Source organism: Flavobacterium hibernum (assembly GCF_000832125.1).
Lineage (GTDB): Bacteria > Bacteroidota > Bacteroidia > Flavobacteriales > Flavobacteriaceae > Flavobacterium > Flavobacterium hibernum.
In genome coordinates, this window is sequence record NZ_JPRK01000011.1 from 449,188 (window position 1) to 464,586 (window position 15,399).

Here is a 15,399-nt window from a genome sequence, read left to right on the forward strand (position 1 = left end):
TCTAATCCTTTTTAATAATAGTTATTAAATCATCAACTTCGTACCTTTGCAACTTACAAACATTGGAATATAGAAAAAATGATCGAAGATAAAAATCCGCAACGTACCAGTATAGCTCAATTAGGCGAGTTTGGCTTAATTGAACATTTAACCAAAAATTTTGATGTTACTCAGGAATCCACTCTAAAAAGTATTGGCGACGATGCTGCTGTTCTTGATTTTAAGGATAAAAAAGTCGTAGTTTCTACTGATTTATTAATTGAAGGTGTTCATTTTGATTTGGCTTATATGCCACTAAAACATCTGGGTTACAAATCTGTTGTTGTAAATCTATCTGATATTTGCGCGATGAATGCCAAACCAACGCAAATAACCGTTTCTGTAGCCGTTTCTAACCGTTTTCCACTAGAAGCCTTAGAAGAATTATTTGAAGGGATTACACACGCTGCAAAAGAATATAAAGTTGATGTTATTGGTGGTGATACTACCTCATCGCAAAAAGGATTGATTATTAGTATTACTGCAATTGGCGAAGCTAATGAAGAGGAAATAGTTTATAGAAATGGTGCAAAACAAACAGATCTTCTTGTAGTAACAGGAGATATTGGTGCTGCTTACATGGGATTACAGGTTTTAGAACGTGAAAAACAAGTTTTTCAGGTTAATCCAAATAGTCAGCCAGATTTAGATATGTACAGCTACTTAATCGAACGTCAGTTGAAACCTGAGGCTCGTAAAGATGTTAGAACGTTATTACATGCTCTTGAAATTAAACCAACATCTATGATCGATATTTCAGACGGATTATCATCTGAAATTATTCATATTTGCAAACAATCTAAAGTAGGTTGTAATTTATATGAAGATAAACTTCCTTTAGATCCACAGTTTATTTCGACTTGCGAAGAATTTAATATTGATAGTACAACTGTGGCTATTAATGGTGGTGAAGATTATGAACTTTTATTTACGATTGACATTAATGATTTTGATAAAATTAAAGGAAATCCAAACTTTTCGATCATTGGGCATATGGCAGACGAAAGTGAAGGTATACATTTAGTTACCCGCGCCAGCACAAAAATTGCCTTGAAAGCTCGTGGCTGGGATGCTTTAAGCGAATAATCTATTTAAAAAGTCAATAAAAAAAATCCAAATTCCAATACATATTATGTCGTTGGAATTTGGATTTTTTTTATTGACTTTTTATATTAAAAAAGCCCTTTGCTTTTTGCTTCTTTTACTAATTCTTCATCAGTACCAGCCTTTACTTTGAGTAATTCTTTGAGACTAAGTTTACGCTTTTTAATCGCATTCAACGAAATCGGAATGTACTGAGGCATATCTTCAATAAGTGTTCCTTTTGACAAATGGAATAAAATCTGCTTATCAAACTCATCTATTTCAATTGAATTATGCGTTGATTGATTAAGCATTTTTTGAACTGACTGACTGTAGTATTTATCACTTTTCATTACTTTATCAAATGCAAAAAGCAATTCGTCAAAAGTAAGATCGTTTTTAATTATCAAACCATTTGGGCTTATGGTTCTAATAATTGTTTTGATTTTTAGCAATTCCGTGTACATCGTTAATAGAATAACTTTGCAATTTGGCATTTTTTTCAAAATGAGCTTTGCCAAATCTTCTCCGGAAAAAATATCTCTATCTTCGTAAGCAGGCATGCTAATGTCTAAAAATGCTACATCAAAATCTGGTGTTTGCTCGTCCTCAATTAAATCATAACCTGACTTGCAATCATGAGCTTGCGAAATAAGAAACTCATATTCCTTCGGATTATAACGCGTTATCGCATTTTTGTATCCTTCTATAATAAAAGGATGATCATCGACAATTAAAACATTTCGTTTAGTTAATTGCTGAATAGGATTTTGTGAATCAATTGTCATTGTTTTGCAGGTTAATTTTTTGATCGATTGGAACTTTAATTATTAGAAGAGTCCCCTCTCCCTTGGCAGATTTTATAGTAGCGTTACCTTTACATTCTGCAGCTCTATATTGAATATTTTGTATTCCTATACCACTTTTTGTTCTCTTTACATTAAAGCCAAGTCCATCATCAAAAATAGATAAAAACAAATAATCAATTTCACTTTTAAATTCTACTCTAATGATGTTGGCATTTGCATATTTATTGCAATTTTGAAGTGCTTCCTGAACAATTCTATATAAATTAATTTTAACGGTATTATTGACTAATTCCCACTTAATGTGTGGATCAAAAAATGTTATTAATTCTGAATCATAAGTGCTTTGTTGGTTTTCAAACAATTTGTTTAAAATTGCCACAAAATTATTAATTAACTCTGATTTCTCTCTGTTTAGATCATGCGATATTTCACGTATATCTTCTTCTATATGTTTAAGTTCTGTTAAGTATTTTTTCCTTTTTGGCGCGGCTTGTACTTCATCTATTTTATCTAAACTATCCAAACTTATCCTCACTCCAAACATTCGGCCCAAAACCCCATCATGTAACTCCTGAGCCACTTTTTTCTTTTCTCTGATTCTTGTTAATTCGATATCATTTTGCTGAGAAATCATCAAATTATAAATATCTTCATTTGCAATTTGCTGTTGTTGTTTAAAAAGTAATTCTCTGTTTTTTGCTTGTTGCGTTTTATAAACATAAAAAAACAATCCAACTAAAGTACAAATACTAAAAATATAAACTAATGTTTTATTTTTTTCCTGCAGGTTTGAATTTTGATCTTTTATCTCGTTGGTTTCATACTCAATACGCGAGAATTTTTCGCCCATTTTTCGTTCAGCCTTCTGCAATTTTTCATTAATCTGAATATACTCGTTAGAATAAGCCGGCGCATTATGTGGGTCAACAACCGTAATTTGCTTAAGGGCTTCTAATGTATTTCTTAATTTTTTTGAATTTCTGGATAATTGCAAAGCTTGTCTGGAAAACTGAACAGCTTTAGAAGTATCGTTATTTGCTGCATAATACTCGGACAAATGTATTTTATTTAATATTATACCCGAAGTCAATTTTAAACTATCTCTGATTTTTAATGCTTCGTAAAATTGATTAGGAAGCCCTTGAGTTTCTTTCAATTTAAATTTAGAATATGCCAAATTATCAAGTAACATAGCATATAAAGTAGGGTCATCTATTAATAAATTCTTTTGTTCTAAGCCATTTTGAAAATACTTTTTTGCTTTAGCGTAATCATGTTTATTTAAATATACAAATCCTATATTATTTAAGGAACTTGCCTTTAATTGAAGCCAGCTTGGTATTGATTTGTCGTTAAGGGTCGTTAAAGCATTGTTATGAAACTCTAAGGCTTTGTCAAACTCTTCGCGTTCATTGAATAATATTCCTAAAAGATTGTAACAATCATAAAGCTGATTGCTTACATTTTTTTGTTGTTTTAAAATTCGTAATGCTTTAAAAACTGTAATCTCACTTTCAAAAAGATCACCTTCGTCAAATTGTAATTGTGCTTTGCTTAAAAATGTTTTAGCGAGATTAAATTTGTCATTAATACGTGAGAATATTTTCTCTGCATTAAAATAACTCATAAACGCGCTATCAGAAATTACCTGTGACCTATAAAAATCGCCCAAATAAATATAAGCTTTAGCTGTACCGGCAGAATCTTTACTCATTTTAGATTTTTGCAAAATAAGTTTGGTCGTGTTTTGGTAACCTTTCCAATCATTCATATTGTAATATCGGTTGGCAACCTTAAACAAATTCACTCTTGTAAGCGAATCATCTTCTTGATTTACAATTACATCAAATGCTTTTTTATTGTATTTCTGCTTTGATTCAAACGGTAAGTCATCATCATTTGCCAATGATAAATAAATAGCCAGGCTATCTTCTGGTGAAGCTAAATCTTTTGATCCTTTACCTTTCTTGGTACATCCAAAAAAGATAACAAATAAAAGGAACAATATAGTGTACTTATTTTTCAATATCTTTTTGGAATTTCATCAAAAATACTAAAACTATACATACAAAAAAAGGTTACCAAAAAATTGGTAACCTTTTACTTTTATTCTGTTTATTTCTTATTCTAGTTTTACAATTGCACCAACAGATTGGTTATCAATGTAAAACTTTTTAATTTAAGACAATACTGAAAAATCGTCTGTTTTCTTTCTGTCGTTTGCTCTTTGTCCACCGTCGATATCTGAAACCATTGCGATATCATCTGTTTTCTTTCTGTCATTTGCTCTTTGTCCACCATCGATATCTGCGATCAATACAACATCATCAGTTTTCTTTCTGTCATTTGCTCTTTGTCCACCATCGATATCTGTAGACATTGCGAAATCATCAGTTTTTTTTCTGTCATTTCCTCTTTGTCCACCATCAATATCCATTGCTCCATTAGTATAAGAATGTGAAACTGTTTGTGGAGTTACAAATGAAGTTGTCACTAATACTAAAGAGAATAATCCGAATGTTAAAGCTGTTTTTTTCATGATTTGAGGTTTTTATGTATGATTTTTTTTTAAGGGTTCAAAATGATTGCTTGCTGCGAATCATGGTGTAAAACTAATTCTACAATTGAAAAAAATTTATACGAAAAAACCAGTTTATGGTAAATCATACCCAATTGGTAGTCAATGGGTATCAAATCAATGTAAATATCTAATTTTTAGACTTCTAGATAATTACCTTCTGTAAATGCCGCAATAATTAGATCGACATTTGACTTGTAGGTTTTAGAGAAAGGTATTTTTTTGGGAGAGTTTTTTATGTAACAAACTGAGCTTCCGTTATGAATTCTCGAAATATAATTTTTATTGATGATATAACTATTATGAATTCGAATAAACGGATGAGTCAAAATACTCTCAAAATGCTTTAATGTTTTAAAAGCTGTTATCATATCGCCAGAATTTAAATAAATATCTGTCGAATTATTATCGGCTTGGAAATAACAAATATCTGCCGAATTTATGTATCGATAATCTCCATATGATTTTATACATATTATGAGCGGACTTTCGATATTTTTTGGTGCTTGCACAGCAGGAAGCGCGCATGGCGCTTCTTTATGCACCTCAACTGAATCTGTTTCATGTAAAACTTTTTCCAGTTTTAGTACTGTCTTCAACAAATCTATTGATTGGACAGGTTTTAATATATAATCGAAAACATTATATTGAATTGCCTCGAAGGCTAGTTCTTTATAAGTTGTTGTTATTATTATTTTGGGCAAAAAGGATAAGAACCTATAAAGTTCATTTATAAATAAAAGCGATAGATTACTAGATATTTCATTCGGATCAATTTCTAAAAAAACAACGCACGGTTTATGTTCCAAAACTAAATGCAATCCTTGTTGGTAATTCGTAGCCGATCCCAGAAAAGTTAATTCTGAAAAACCTTCTGCAATTGTTCTGGTTTTCAAAATACTCTCAGCATCATCATCAATAATAATATACGAATACTTTTTCAATTTTAGTTTCTATTGCTTTTTCATGAATCCCCGACAACTATCTCTCTAGCTTCATCAATACTTTTGAAAAATTTTTTTTTGACATTTTATTCGCAATTAAAAATACGAATTTCAACTATTCTACTATTTCATTGTTAATACATTGCATTCAAATGTTAACACATAAAGATGAAATGCAAAAAAGTCCGATGAAATACATTAATTTAAAATTAAAAAAATCCCAAACTCCGTTAAGGAATTTGGGATTTATAGGGTCATAATGGAGAAAACTACATTTTCATCAACCAATTTTTCATTGAAACTTCGTTTTCAATAATATCTTTTAATTCAGAAATTTTAACTCTGTCTTGCTTCATTGTATCTCTATGACGAATTGTTACTGTTTGATCTTCGATTGTCTGATGATCTACAGTAATACAAAACGGAGTTCCAAGTGCATCTTGTCTTCTGTAACGACGACCTACTGCATCTTTTTCATCATAAGCCACACTGAAATCCCATTTTAAATCTTCGATGATTTTTCTAGCGATATCAGGTAAACCGTCTTTTTTAACCAACGGTAAAATAGCTGCTTTTGTTGGCGCTAAAACCGAAGGTAATTTAAGAACTGTTCTTGTAGAACCATCTTCAAGAGTTTCTTCTTGTAATGATGTTGCAAAAACAGCCAGGAACATACGATCTAAACCAACTGAAGTTTCTACTACATATGGTACATAGTTTTCATTTAATTCAGGATCAAAATACTGTAATTTTCTACCTGAATATTGTTCGTGTGCTTTTAAGTCGAAATCTGTTCTTGAGTGAATACCCTCTAATTCTTTGAAACCAAATGGGAAGTTAAACTCAATATCTGCTGCGGCATTTGCATAATGCGCTAATTTTTCGTGATCGTGAAAACGGTAATTCTCTTTTCCTAATCCTAAAGATAAGTGCCAGTTTAAACGTGTTTCTTTCCAATGGTGGTACCATTTCATTTCTTCACCCGGACGAACGAAAAATTGCATTTCCATTTGTTCAAATTCACGCATACGGAAAATAAACTGTCTTGCAACAATTTCATTTCTAAATGCTTTACCTGTTTGAGCAATTCCAAATGGAACTTTCATACGACCAGATTTCTGAACGTTTAGGAAATTCACAAAAATACCTTGAGCTGTTTCCGGACGTAAATATAAATCCATTGCCGAATCTGCAGAAGCACCAAGTTTAGTACCGAACATTAAGTTGAATTGCTTTACATCTGTCCAGTTTCTAGAACCAGTTTCAGGATCAGCAATTTCTAATTCTTCTATTAAAGCTTTTACATCCTGAAGATCTTCGCTCATTCCTTTTGCAAGTCTTGATAAAATTTCTTTGTATTTTGAAAGATATTCTATAACACGAGCATTTGTTGTAACAAATTCTTCTTCATTGAATGCATCGCCAAAACGAGCTCTTGCTTTTTCAATTTCTTTTTGAGCTTTTTGATTTAACTTTTCAGCATAATCTTCGACTAAAACGTCAGCTCTATATCTCTTTTTCGAATCTTTATTATCAATTAATGGATCATTGAAAGCATCAACGTGGCCTGAAGCTTTCCAAGTTGTTGGATGCATTAATATTGCAGCATCAAGGCCTACAATATTCTCATTCATCTGAACCATTGATTTCCACCAATATTCACGGATATTCTTTTTTAACTCGACACCATTTTGTGCATAATCATACACTGCACTCAATCCATCGTATACTTCGCTTGACGGAAAAATAAATCCGTACTCTTTTGCGTGCGAAACCACATTCTTAAATATATCTTCTTGTTTTGCCATAGTGATGCAAAAATATAAAAAGTACGTTTAAAAAAAAGAAAAAAAACAAAGATTGAAGAATCGATTTGATTATTTTTGTAACTAAATTCTTTCTATTTGTGTTTAATTTTATAATCAATCTCTTTTTTCCTAAGATTTGCAGTGGATGCCGCGCTATTCTAATTACAAATGAAACTGTTTTATGCACTACTTGTCGCCATGAAATGCCTCTTACTCAATATCATTTAGACCCAAAAAATCAAGCGGTCAAGAAATTTTATGGCAAAATTGACATCGAATATGCATCGGCTTTATTGTATTTTAATAAAAAAGGAATCGTTCAGGAACTAATTCATAATCTAAAATACAAAGGTCATGAAGAAATTGGTACTGTTTTGGGAAATTGGTATGTTGAAGATTTAAAAGGCTTAAAATTAGAAAACGCTTTCGATATTGTAATTCCTGTTCCGCTCCACCCTAGAAAACTTAAGGAACGAGGATACAATCAAGTTACCATTTTTGGAAAAACTCTGGCAAATGGTTTAAATCTAAAATATGATGATACTATTTTATTCCGAAAGAAATATTCTAAAACTCAATCAAAAAAGAATTTACTGGGAAGATCTGAAAACATCGAAAGCATATTTGATATCCATTCAACAAAAGAAAATCAAAACAAACATTTCTTACTTATAGACGATGTTCTCACTACTGGAGCGACTCTTGAAGCTTGTTCCCGCGCTTTACGAAAGATTCCGGGCGCAAAAATTAGTATTGTTTGTATGGCAATTGCGAACTCTTAAAGCTTGGATTACAACCGTTTTAATTCACAATTATTTTCTTAACAGTTCTTCTGTCACCGTCAATAACGGTAACTAGATAAATTCCCGAAGACACATTTGACAATTGAATATTTTGATTAAAATAATCCGTACTATCAAATGAGTTTGAATATACTTTTTTACCTAAAGCATCGTGTACATAAATCTGAACTCTATTTATTGAATCACTTTTAAATTGAATTGTAAAATTTCCTTTGTTTGGATTTGGATATAATATAAAAGCAACATTTTCAACATCAGGGTTTCCTAATGTATACGTTTGATTGCAAACATTTAACGATGCCGAATTTATTGTTCCAAATTTTCCTGTAACGGCGTCACGAACTCTAAAAGTCCAAGTTCCCTGCGGATTTTGACCATTAAAAGCACTTAATAAGTTAACTGGAATCACAATTTGACTGGTTGTTTTTGAACAATCTAAATTGACTCCCGAATCATCGTACTGAAGTATTAAGGTAGATTGAATATCTCCGCAACTTTTACTATACAAGTTTACAATTGTTCCTTGTGGATTTACGATTTGAATTTCAACATCAGAAAGTCTTTCATGGGTAAAATTCACCATAACATTTACATCTGAGACTATTCCTGTAGAAGCCGGCACATTGACTGTTTTTGTGGTAAAAGCTGACCCAAAAGGAATTGAAAATGCGTTTCCAAAACTATACGAATCGCAAGTTGTGGTCGATGTATAACCTATAGCAAAGGTTTTACTATTTATTGCATAATAAATATTTTCGGTTGGCTCAATCAAAAGCCTACAATTTATTGAAGCTTCGACGCTTGTTGGAACCTGAATTGCTTCTGACCCATCGTTTGCTGTACTTGAAGCTAAGGTTATTGGAAACGTCAAACCTCCATCGATAGATAATTTGATATTTACATTTGAAGAACCTTGCAAAGTGTTAGTATTATTAACATTCCAAGTTACAGTTTGACTTGAGCCTTTTGGCCAACTTATATTATCTGTATTTTGAGAAGTAACAGTAAATGGCCCAGCAGTAGCAACCACATTTACAATCATTGCATCAGAGTTAGTTTGTGCTGCTCCTTGCGCCGCATTATCCCTTCCTGTTAATGTAAAATGCAATGTTCTTGCAATAGAGGAAACAGATTCCCAAGTTGTGGTTAACTTATTCTGAAGTACTGTACTCAAACTTGGCATATATCGAATTAGTGAACTACTTGGAAGCACTGACCTAAACAAAGGCCCGTCTGGTTTTGTTGGATATGCAATACTGGTTGAAAAAGAAGTTGTTATTGCACTATCATATTCTTCCCAATTATAAGTGACAGTGTCTCCATCTGGATCTGAGCCAGTTCCTTTTAAAACAAATGCAGTGCTTATTGGTATTGTATAATCTATTCCGGCATCAATCGTTGGAGGATTATTAGTTATTGGTGTATTAACGGAACAAGTTTTTGCCGAAAGATTATTTTGAATTTGAAGAATACTAGCATAAGCAAAGTAATCATCAGAAAAATTCTGAACATCATAATCCTTTGTAATACCGGCATAACCCATAATAGTAGAACCACTTCCTGGCTCTACATTTACATTGGTTCGTTCTTGTGAGTTATATGAAAACGTATGAGCAGCTCCAAATTGATGTCCCATTTCATGAGCTACATAATCAATATCAAAACTATCTCCTTGCGGTCTTCCGTCTGAAGGTGATGTATAAGCACTTCCTTTTCCTATAGCATTCGTTGCAGTTGGGCTATCACAAACACAACCAATACATCCTGCGTTACCGCCGCCGCCGGAACCTCCAAATAAATGTCCAATATCATAATTAGCTTCTCCAATTTCACTTGTAAGTGTACTTTGAACTTCTTTACTCCAAAAATCATTACCGTCAGTCTTATCAACTGATGTTCCAATACTGGCAATCGAATAGGGATCTGTTCCAGGATCAGTGTATATTACATTATCATTATTAGCAATTAAAACTACTCTTAAAGCCAGATCTTTATTAAAAACGCCATTTACTCTTGACAAAGTAGCATTCATTCCTCCCAATGCGCCAAGTTTTGTTCCGCCAAAAAAAGCGGCATATTCTCCTGTGCATGAAAGTGCTAAACGAAATGTTTTAAATACTTTATTATTTGCCGCTGGTTTTGCCGTTTTACTTGTTGATGTATTTTTATCTAAAACATCTTTAACTCCACAAACCATTCGCGAAGTAGATTCTAAATTATTCCTGGAGGTAAACAAAACATAACCAGACTTATCGTTAGGATTCTGTTCAATATATTCCGATGGCTTATTGGCACGAAACACCATTGTTTGCATTCCGATTGGTGCAACGCTAAAATAAATTCTAGCCGATTTATCATCTAAACCACTTCCTTCATAGGCTCTAATTTCCGGATATTTTGCTTGTAGTTCCGGTTCAAAATTTGAAGATTCCCAAACAGTGAATTTTTCTAAAATACCTTTTGAATTTGGGATTGTAATTTCTGATGTAATAGTTGACTTACTTGTTGTGGCGGAAAGTTTTGCCTTTAAAAAATCAATATTTAGTTTATAATAAAGTGTTTCAGAATCTGATGAATTTACTTTTTTACTGACTGAAGTTGGACTTACTTTTTGCCACAAGTCGTCACTTTGAGCGTGAATAGCCGCACAACAAAAAAATAAAAATAAAAAAAGTAATTTTTCTTTCATACTCTAGTCAACAATTGATTTATCAAAATTAAGCGAATTAAATGAAATTCTTACATAAACAAGACAATTATTACTTTTTGATCGACGAGTTAACTTGTTTTAACAAAAAGAAACCAGTTGCAGTCAAAAAATCAATAAAGCTTAGCATTAAATTTAAAATAGAATAGTATAAATTTGCACCATCTTAAATTATTTGTTTTGAAGCTCTTTCATTCTATAAACGATTTTCAGTCAACCAAGAAAACAATTTTAACTCTTGGCACCTTTGACGGCGTACATATTGGACATAAAAAAATTCTGGAACGAATTACTCAAAACACAGAAAACGGAAAATACGAAAGTTTAGTACTCACATTTTTTCCGCATCCAAGAATGGTATTGCAAGAAAAATCAGAAATAAAACTTTTGAATACCATTGCTGAAAAAACGAAACTTCTGGAAGCAACCGGAATAGAAAATCTTGTTATCCATCCGTTTAACGAAAGTTTCTCCAGATTAACTGCCGAAGAATTTGTACATTCTATTTTAGTAGAACAATTTCATATTCAAAAAATTATTATTGGACATGATCATCGTTTCGGAAGAAACAGAACGGCCAATATTGACGATTTAATTGCTTTTGGAGCTGAATATGGTTTTGAAGTTGAACAAATTTCGGCTCAGGAAATTCAAGATGTTTCTGTGAGTTCAACAAAAATCAGAAAAGCGCTGAACGAAGGAAATATGGATTTAGCCAATGAATATTTGGGCTACGATTATTTTTTGTCTGGTGAAGTTGTTAAAGGAAAACAATTAGGACGAACTATTGGTTTTCCAACTGCAAATATCCAAATCGAAGAAGACTATAAATTAATTCCAAGAAATGGTGCCTATGTGGTTAAAGCAATTATCGACCAAAAAGAAGTTTTTGGGATGATGAATATTGGTTTTAATCCAACGGTAAACGGTCAAAAACAAACTATCGAAGTAAATCTTTTTGACTTTGATGCTGATATTTATGGTCAAAAAATCGAGATTATATTATTACAATATCTTCGCGAAGAACAAAAATTTGGTTCATTAGACTTACTTATTGCTCAATTAAATCAAGATAAAAAAGAGGCTTTAACTTTTATTGAACAGCTTTAAAATAAAACCTTAAAATACTTTTTGCCTTTTTTAAATCATCGTAGTTATTTTTTTAGTAAATTTGATATACAACACTGTTTATCAAATATTTACTATTAACTTCTTTAAAAATAACCACTATGAAACTACCTAAAGAAATAACCAATGGTTTTTTGATATTCCTTGGTATTGGCATTTATTTTTTATTGATGAACGTTTTAGGTTTAGCCCATTTATTTTATTTACGTGTCCTGAATGTGTTCTTTATATTTTATGGCGTAAACAGAACTATGCGAATGAACCTTCGTGAAGGTGAAACCAATTTTGTGTCAAATGCTGTTTCTGCAATGGCAACTTCTGTAGTTGGCGTGGCGTTAAGTGTTTTTGGATTATTGGTTTATAGTTATGCGAGAGGAGGAGACGCTTATGTACGAACACTATCAGAAACATTCATGTTTGGAGGAAATCCATCCGTACCCACTTATTGCATCTGTTTATTGTTTGAAGGAATTGCCTCTTCGGTAATTGTAACTTTGTTGATGATGTTATATTGGGGTAATAAATATGTAGCCGATTAATTTTTCAAAATAAATCAAACTTTTTAGCACTCTAAAATCATAAAAAAATACAATTTTATGATTTTAGAGTGTTTCTTTTTTGAAAATAACCGCCAAATATTCATTTACAGGATTCAGCATTGGTTGATTAGAACAATTTAACTACTTTTGAAGCTTCAAAAACAATGTATCGATGAGCATTACAAAACACAATTGGACAAAAGACGAGATAATCGCCATATATAATAAACCTATGATGGACTTGTTGTATGAAGCAGCAACTATTCATAGAGAAAAACATGATCCGAACGTAGTTCAGGTATCAACTTTACTTTCTATCAAAACTGGAGGTTGTCCAGAGGATTGCGGTTATTGCCCGCAAGCTGCACGTTACAACACTGGTGTAGAAGGAAATGATTTAATGAGTGTAAGTCAGGTAAAGGCCCAAGCTTTACGTGCAAAATCTAGCGGATCATCTCGCGTATGTATGGGTGCTGCCTGGAGAAATGTTAAAGATGGTGAAGAATTTGACCAAGTTTTAGAAATGGTTCGTACCATTAATAAACTTGACATGGAGGTTTGTTGTACTTTGGGTATGATTACCGAAAATCAAGCTCAACGTTTGGCAGAAGCAGGTTTATATGCTTACAATCACAATTTAGATACTTCTGAAGAATATTATAAAGACGTAATTTCTACACGTGGTTTTGAAGACCGTTTACAAACAATCGAAAATGTTCGTAAAACGAATGTTACGGTTTGTAGTGGAGGAATTATTGGAATGGGAGAAAGTATCGAAGACAGAGCTGGAATGCTTGTTGCGCTTTCGACTTTAAATCCTCAACCGGAATCTGTGCCAATTAATGCTTTGGTTGCTGTTGAAGGAACTCCAATGGAAGAAGAAAAACCAGTTGAAATCTGGGAAATGATTCGAATGGTAGCAACTACAAGAATTATAATGCCAGAAACACAAGTTCGTTTATCTGCAGGAAGAACTAGTATGAGCCGCGAAGGACAAGCTATGTGCTTTTTTGCTGGTGCAAATTCTATTTTTGCAGGAGATAAATTACTTACTACTCCAAATCCGGATGTACACGAAGACATGAAAATGTTTGAGATGTTAGGATTGATTCCACAAAAACCCTTTACTAAAGTTTCGCAACCACAAACGGTCGAAGCAGCTGATTCTCAATTTGCTGCATTAGGAGAAAAACCTAAATGGTCAAGACCGGGACACACTATCGAAAAAAATCTGGAAGCTTCTATTAAATCAAAAAATTAATTAATAGAGTTAACAAATCTCAATAAATATTTTTAAATTGCTTATGACTCAGAGTTATAAGCAATTTTTTATTTAAAGAGATGAAGTTAAAACAAATCGAAAGGGTAAAAAAAATCTCAAAAGCTGATTTTATTTCCCAATATGTAAAAAAACAAATTCCTGTTGTAATTGAAGAGCTAACCGAAGATTGGCCGGCTTACCATAAATGGAAATTATCTTATATTAATGAAATCGCTGGCGACACTATCGTTCCTTTATACGATAATAGACCCGTAAATCATAAAGATGGCTTCAACGAAGCTCATACTAAAATGAAAATGAGCGATTACATTGATCTCCTGCAGTCCAAACCCACAAATTACCGCATTTTTCTTTACAATTTAATGAAAGAAGTGCCTTTGCTTAAAGATGACTTTTTATGGCCTGATATTGGCTTAAAATTAGTCAAACAAATGCCGATGCTGTTTTTTGGCGGAGAAAACTCAAAAGTGTTTATGCACTATGATATTGATTACTCTAATATTTTACATTTTCATTTTAACGGTGAAAAGCAATGCATGCTTTTTGCTCCCGATCAGTCTAAATACCTATACAAAGTTCCGCATGCATTAATTTCTAGAGAAGATATTGACTTTGACAATCCTGATTACGAAAAATTTCCTGCTCTTAAGAATGCAAATGGATTTATTACTAATCTTAAACACGGTGAAACATTATATATGCCTGAAGGATACTGGCATTATATGAAATATTTGACGCCAGGGTTTTCGATGAGTCTGAGGGCTTTTCCTAAAAACATTACCAATTTATCAAAAGCGGTTTATAATGTTTTCATTATGCGTCATTTTGATATTTTGATGCGAAAATTTAAAGGTCAAAAATGGATTGATTACAAGAATGAAAAAGCAATTACTAAGACAAACGAAAATTTGCAAAAGACTTTTTAAATATCAATTTAAAGCAATAAAAAAACAGCTATAGTTTTATGATCTATAGCTGTTTTTTTATTTCTTATTCACTAAAAAATCATTTTTTTAGTTGTCGTAAAATCATTTTCCAAAGTTACTTTTACCAGTAGTACCTGATCGCCTGATGGTAAATTTGTGATCTGTAACTCTGTATTCCCAACCTTCTTTTTATTGTAAATTACTTTTCCTGATATATCAAAAACTGTAACTTCTTTTATGTTTTCTTTGGATGATAAAAGATTGATTACTTTGTTTTTTACTGAAACTAAAATACCATTTTCAAGATTTTCAAAATTTGCTGTTCCTAACGTTCTTGAGGTGTAACGTAAAACTAAACGATCTAGAAAAGTTCCTATTTCTGATCTAAAAGTATAATTACTTGCTCTTAAATCATGAATTTCTCCTGTTGTTTTATCTTCAATATAAATAGCTTGATTCGTCATTTTACCGTCAACCTCATCTATAGAGATCGTCAAATCTCCTGCAATTGTATTTTTATATCCCAACGGAACAATGTCTGTATCTACAAATGGTAAAGCACGACCTTGTATTACAAATTTACTCGTATTGTTAACGCTATAGAAATCAAGAGTTGGATTAGCACTAAAAGTTAGTCCATCATATCTGCTTTCGTAATCATTGGTTGCGCCTTCTACATATGCCACCAACAATTGTTTAAAAGCTCCTCCGGTGCTGGTCATATTAAGCCAAACACGATTTTTCTCGATAGCT

13 protein-coding genes are annotated in these 15,399 nt (G+C 32.3%); 6 read left to right on the plus strand and 7 right to left on the minus strand.

Features of this window, described 5'->3' with window-relative positions; translation table 11 throughout:
- Window positions 1-78: 78 nt before the first annotated feature.
- Window positions 79-1,125, plus strand: coding sequence for a thiamine-phosphate kinase (gene thiL, locus IW18_RS14775; protein WP_041518636.1), 1,047 nt, complete (start codon window positions 79-81; stop codon window positions 1,123-1,125).
- Between the two features lie 86 nt (window positions 1,126-1,211).
- Here the strand turns inward: thiL and IW18_RS14780 are convergent, their stop codons facing one another.
- The 5 genes from IW18_RS14780 to IW18_RS14800 all read right to left on the minus strand — a co-directional run bounded on the left by IW18_RS14780 (window position 1,212) and on the right by IW18_RS14800 (window position 7,261).
- Window positions 1,212-1,910, minus strand: a complete 699-nt coding sequence (locus tag IW18_RS14780) for a response regulator (protein WP_041518637.1) — start codon at window positions 1,908-1,910, stop codon at window positions 1,212-1,214.
- On the minus strand, window positions 1,900-3,957 hold the full coding sequence (locus IW18_RS14785; RefSeq protein WP_041518638.1) for a tetratricopeptide repeat-containing sensor histidine kinase: 2,058 nt from the start codon (window positions 3,955-3,957) through the stop codon (window positions 1,900-1,902). The genes IW18_RS14780 and IW18_RS14785 overlap by 11 nt, the downstream gene beginning before the upstream one ends.
- Window positions 3,958-4,110: 153 nt before the next feature.
- Window positions 4,111-4,470: a hypothetical protein gene (locus IW18_RS14790; RefSeq protein ID WP_041518639.1), complete on the minus strand. Its 360-nt coding sequence runs from the start codon at window positions 4,468-4,470 to the stop codon at window positions 4,111-4,113.
- A gap of 176 nt (window positions 4,471-4,646) precedes the next feature.
- Window positions 4,647-5,453, minus strand: coding sequence for a LytR/AlgR family response regulator transcription factor (locus IW18_RS14795; protein ID WP_041518640.1), 807 nt, complete (start codon window positions 5,451-5,453; stop codon window positions 4,647-4,649).
- Between the two features lie 269 nt (window positions 5,454-5,722).
- Entirely contained in the window at window positions 5,723-7,261 is a 1,539-nt protein-coding gene (locus IW18_RS14800) for a glycine--tRNA ligase (protein ID WP_041518641.1), read from the minus strand.
- A gap of 98 nt (window positions 7,262-7,359) precedes the next feature.
- Here IW18_RS14800 and IW18_RS14805 point away from each other — a divergent pair, with 98 nt between their 5' ends.
- Window positions 7,360-8,043 carry a ComF family protein gene (locus IW18_RS14805; RefSeq protein ID WP_041518642.1) on the plus strand — a complete coding sequence of 228 codons (684 nt, stop codon included), beginning with the start codon at window positions 7,360-7,362 and terminating at the stop codon, window positions 8,041-8,043.
- 19 nt (window positions 8,044-8,062) lie between these two features.
- Here the strand turns inward: IW18_RS14805 and IW18_RS14810 are convergent, their stop codons facing one another.
- Window positions 8,063-10,753, minus strand: a complete 2,691-nt coding sequence (locus tag IW18_RS14810) for a zinc-dependent metalloprotease (protein WP_041518643.1) — start codon at window positions 10,751-10,753, stop codon at window positions 8,063-8,065.
- A gap of 198 nt (window positions 10,754-10,951) precedes the next feature.
- On the opposite strand from IW18_RS14810, the gene IW18_RS14815 reads away from it, so the two are divergent.
- The 4 genes from IW18_RS14815 to IW18_RS14830 all read left to right on the plus strand — a co-directional run bounded on the left by IW18_RS14815 (window position 10,952) and on the right by IW18_RS14830 (window position 14,646).
- Window positions 10,952-11,881: a bifunctional riboflavin kinase/FAD synthetase gene (locus IW18_RS14815; protein ID WP_041518644.1), complete on the plus strand. Its 930-nt coding sequence runs from the start codon at window positions 10,952-10,954 to the stop codon at window positions 11,879-11,881.
- A 119-nt stretch (window positions 11,882-12,000) separates the two neighbouring features.
- Window positions 12,001-12,438 (plus strand): hypothetical protein, encoded by a 438-nt coding sequence (locus IW18_RS14820; RefSeq protein WP_041518645.1) that lies wholly within the window; start codon window positions 12,001-12,003, stop codon window positions 12,436-12,438.
- A 172-nt stretch (window positions 12,439-12,610) separates the two neighbouring features.
- Window positions 12,611-13,699 (plus strand): biotin synthase BioB, encoded by a 1,089-nt coding sequence (gene bioB, locus IW18_RS14825; RefSeq protein ID WP_041518646.1) that lies wholly within the window; start codon window positions 12,611-12,613, stop codon window positions 13,697-13,699.
- Window positions 13,700-13,779: 80 nt separating this feature from the next.
- Entirely contained in the window at window positions 13,780-14,646 is an 867-nt protein-coding gene (locus tag IW18_RS14830) for a cupin-like domain-containing protein (RefSeq protein ID WP_041518647.1), read from the plus strand.
- A gap of 71 nt (window positions 14,647-14,717) precedes the next feature.
- Here IW18_RS14830 and IW18_RS14835 read toward each other — a convergent pair.
- Window positions 14,718-15,399: T9SS sorting signal type C domain-containing protein (locus IW18_RS14835; RefSeq protein WP_041518677.1), on the minus strand; the 682-nt coding region annotated here is incomplete at its 5' end.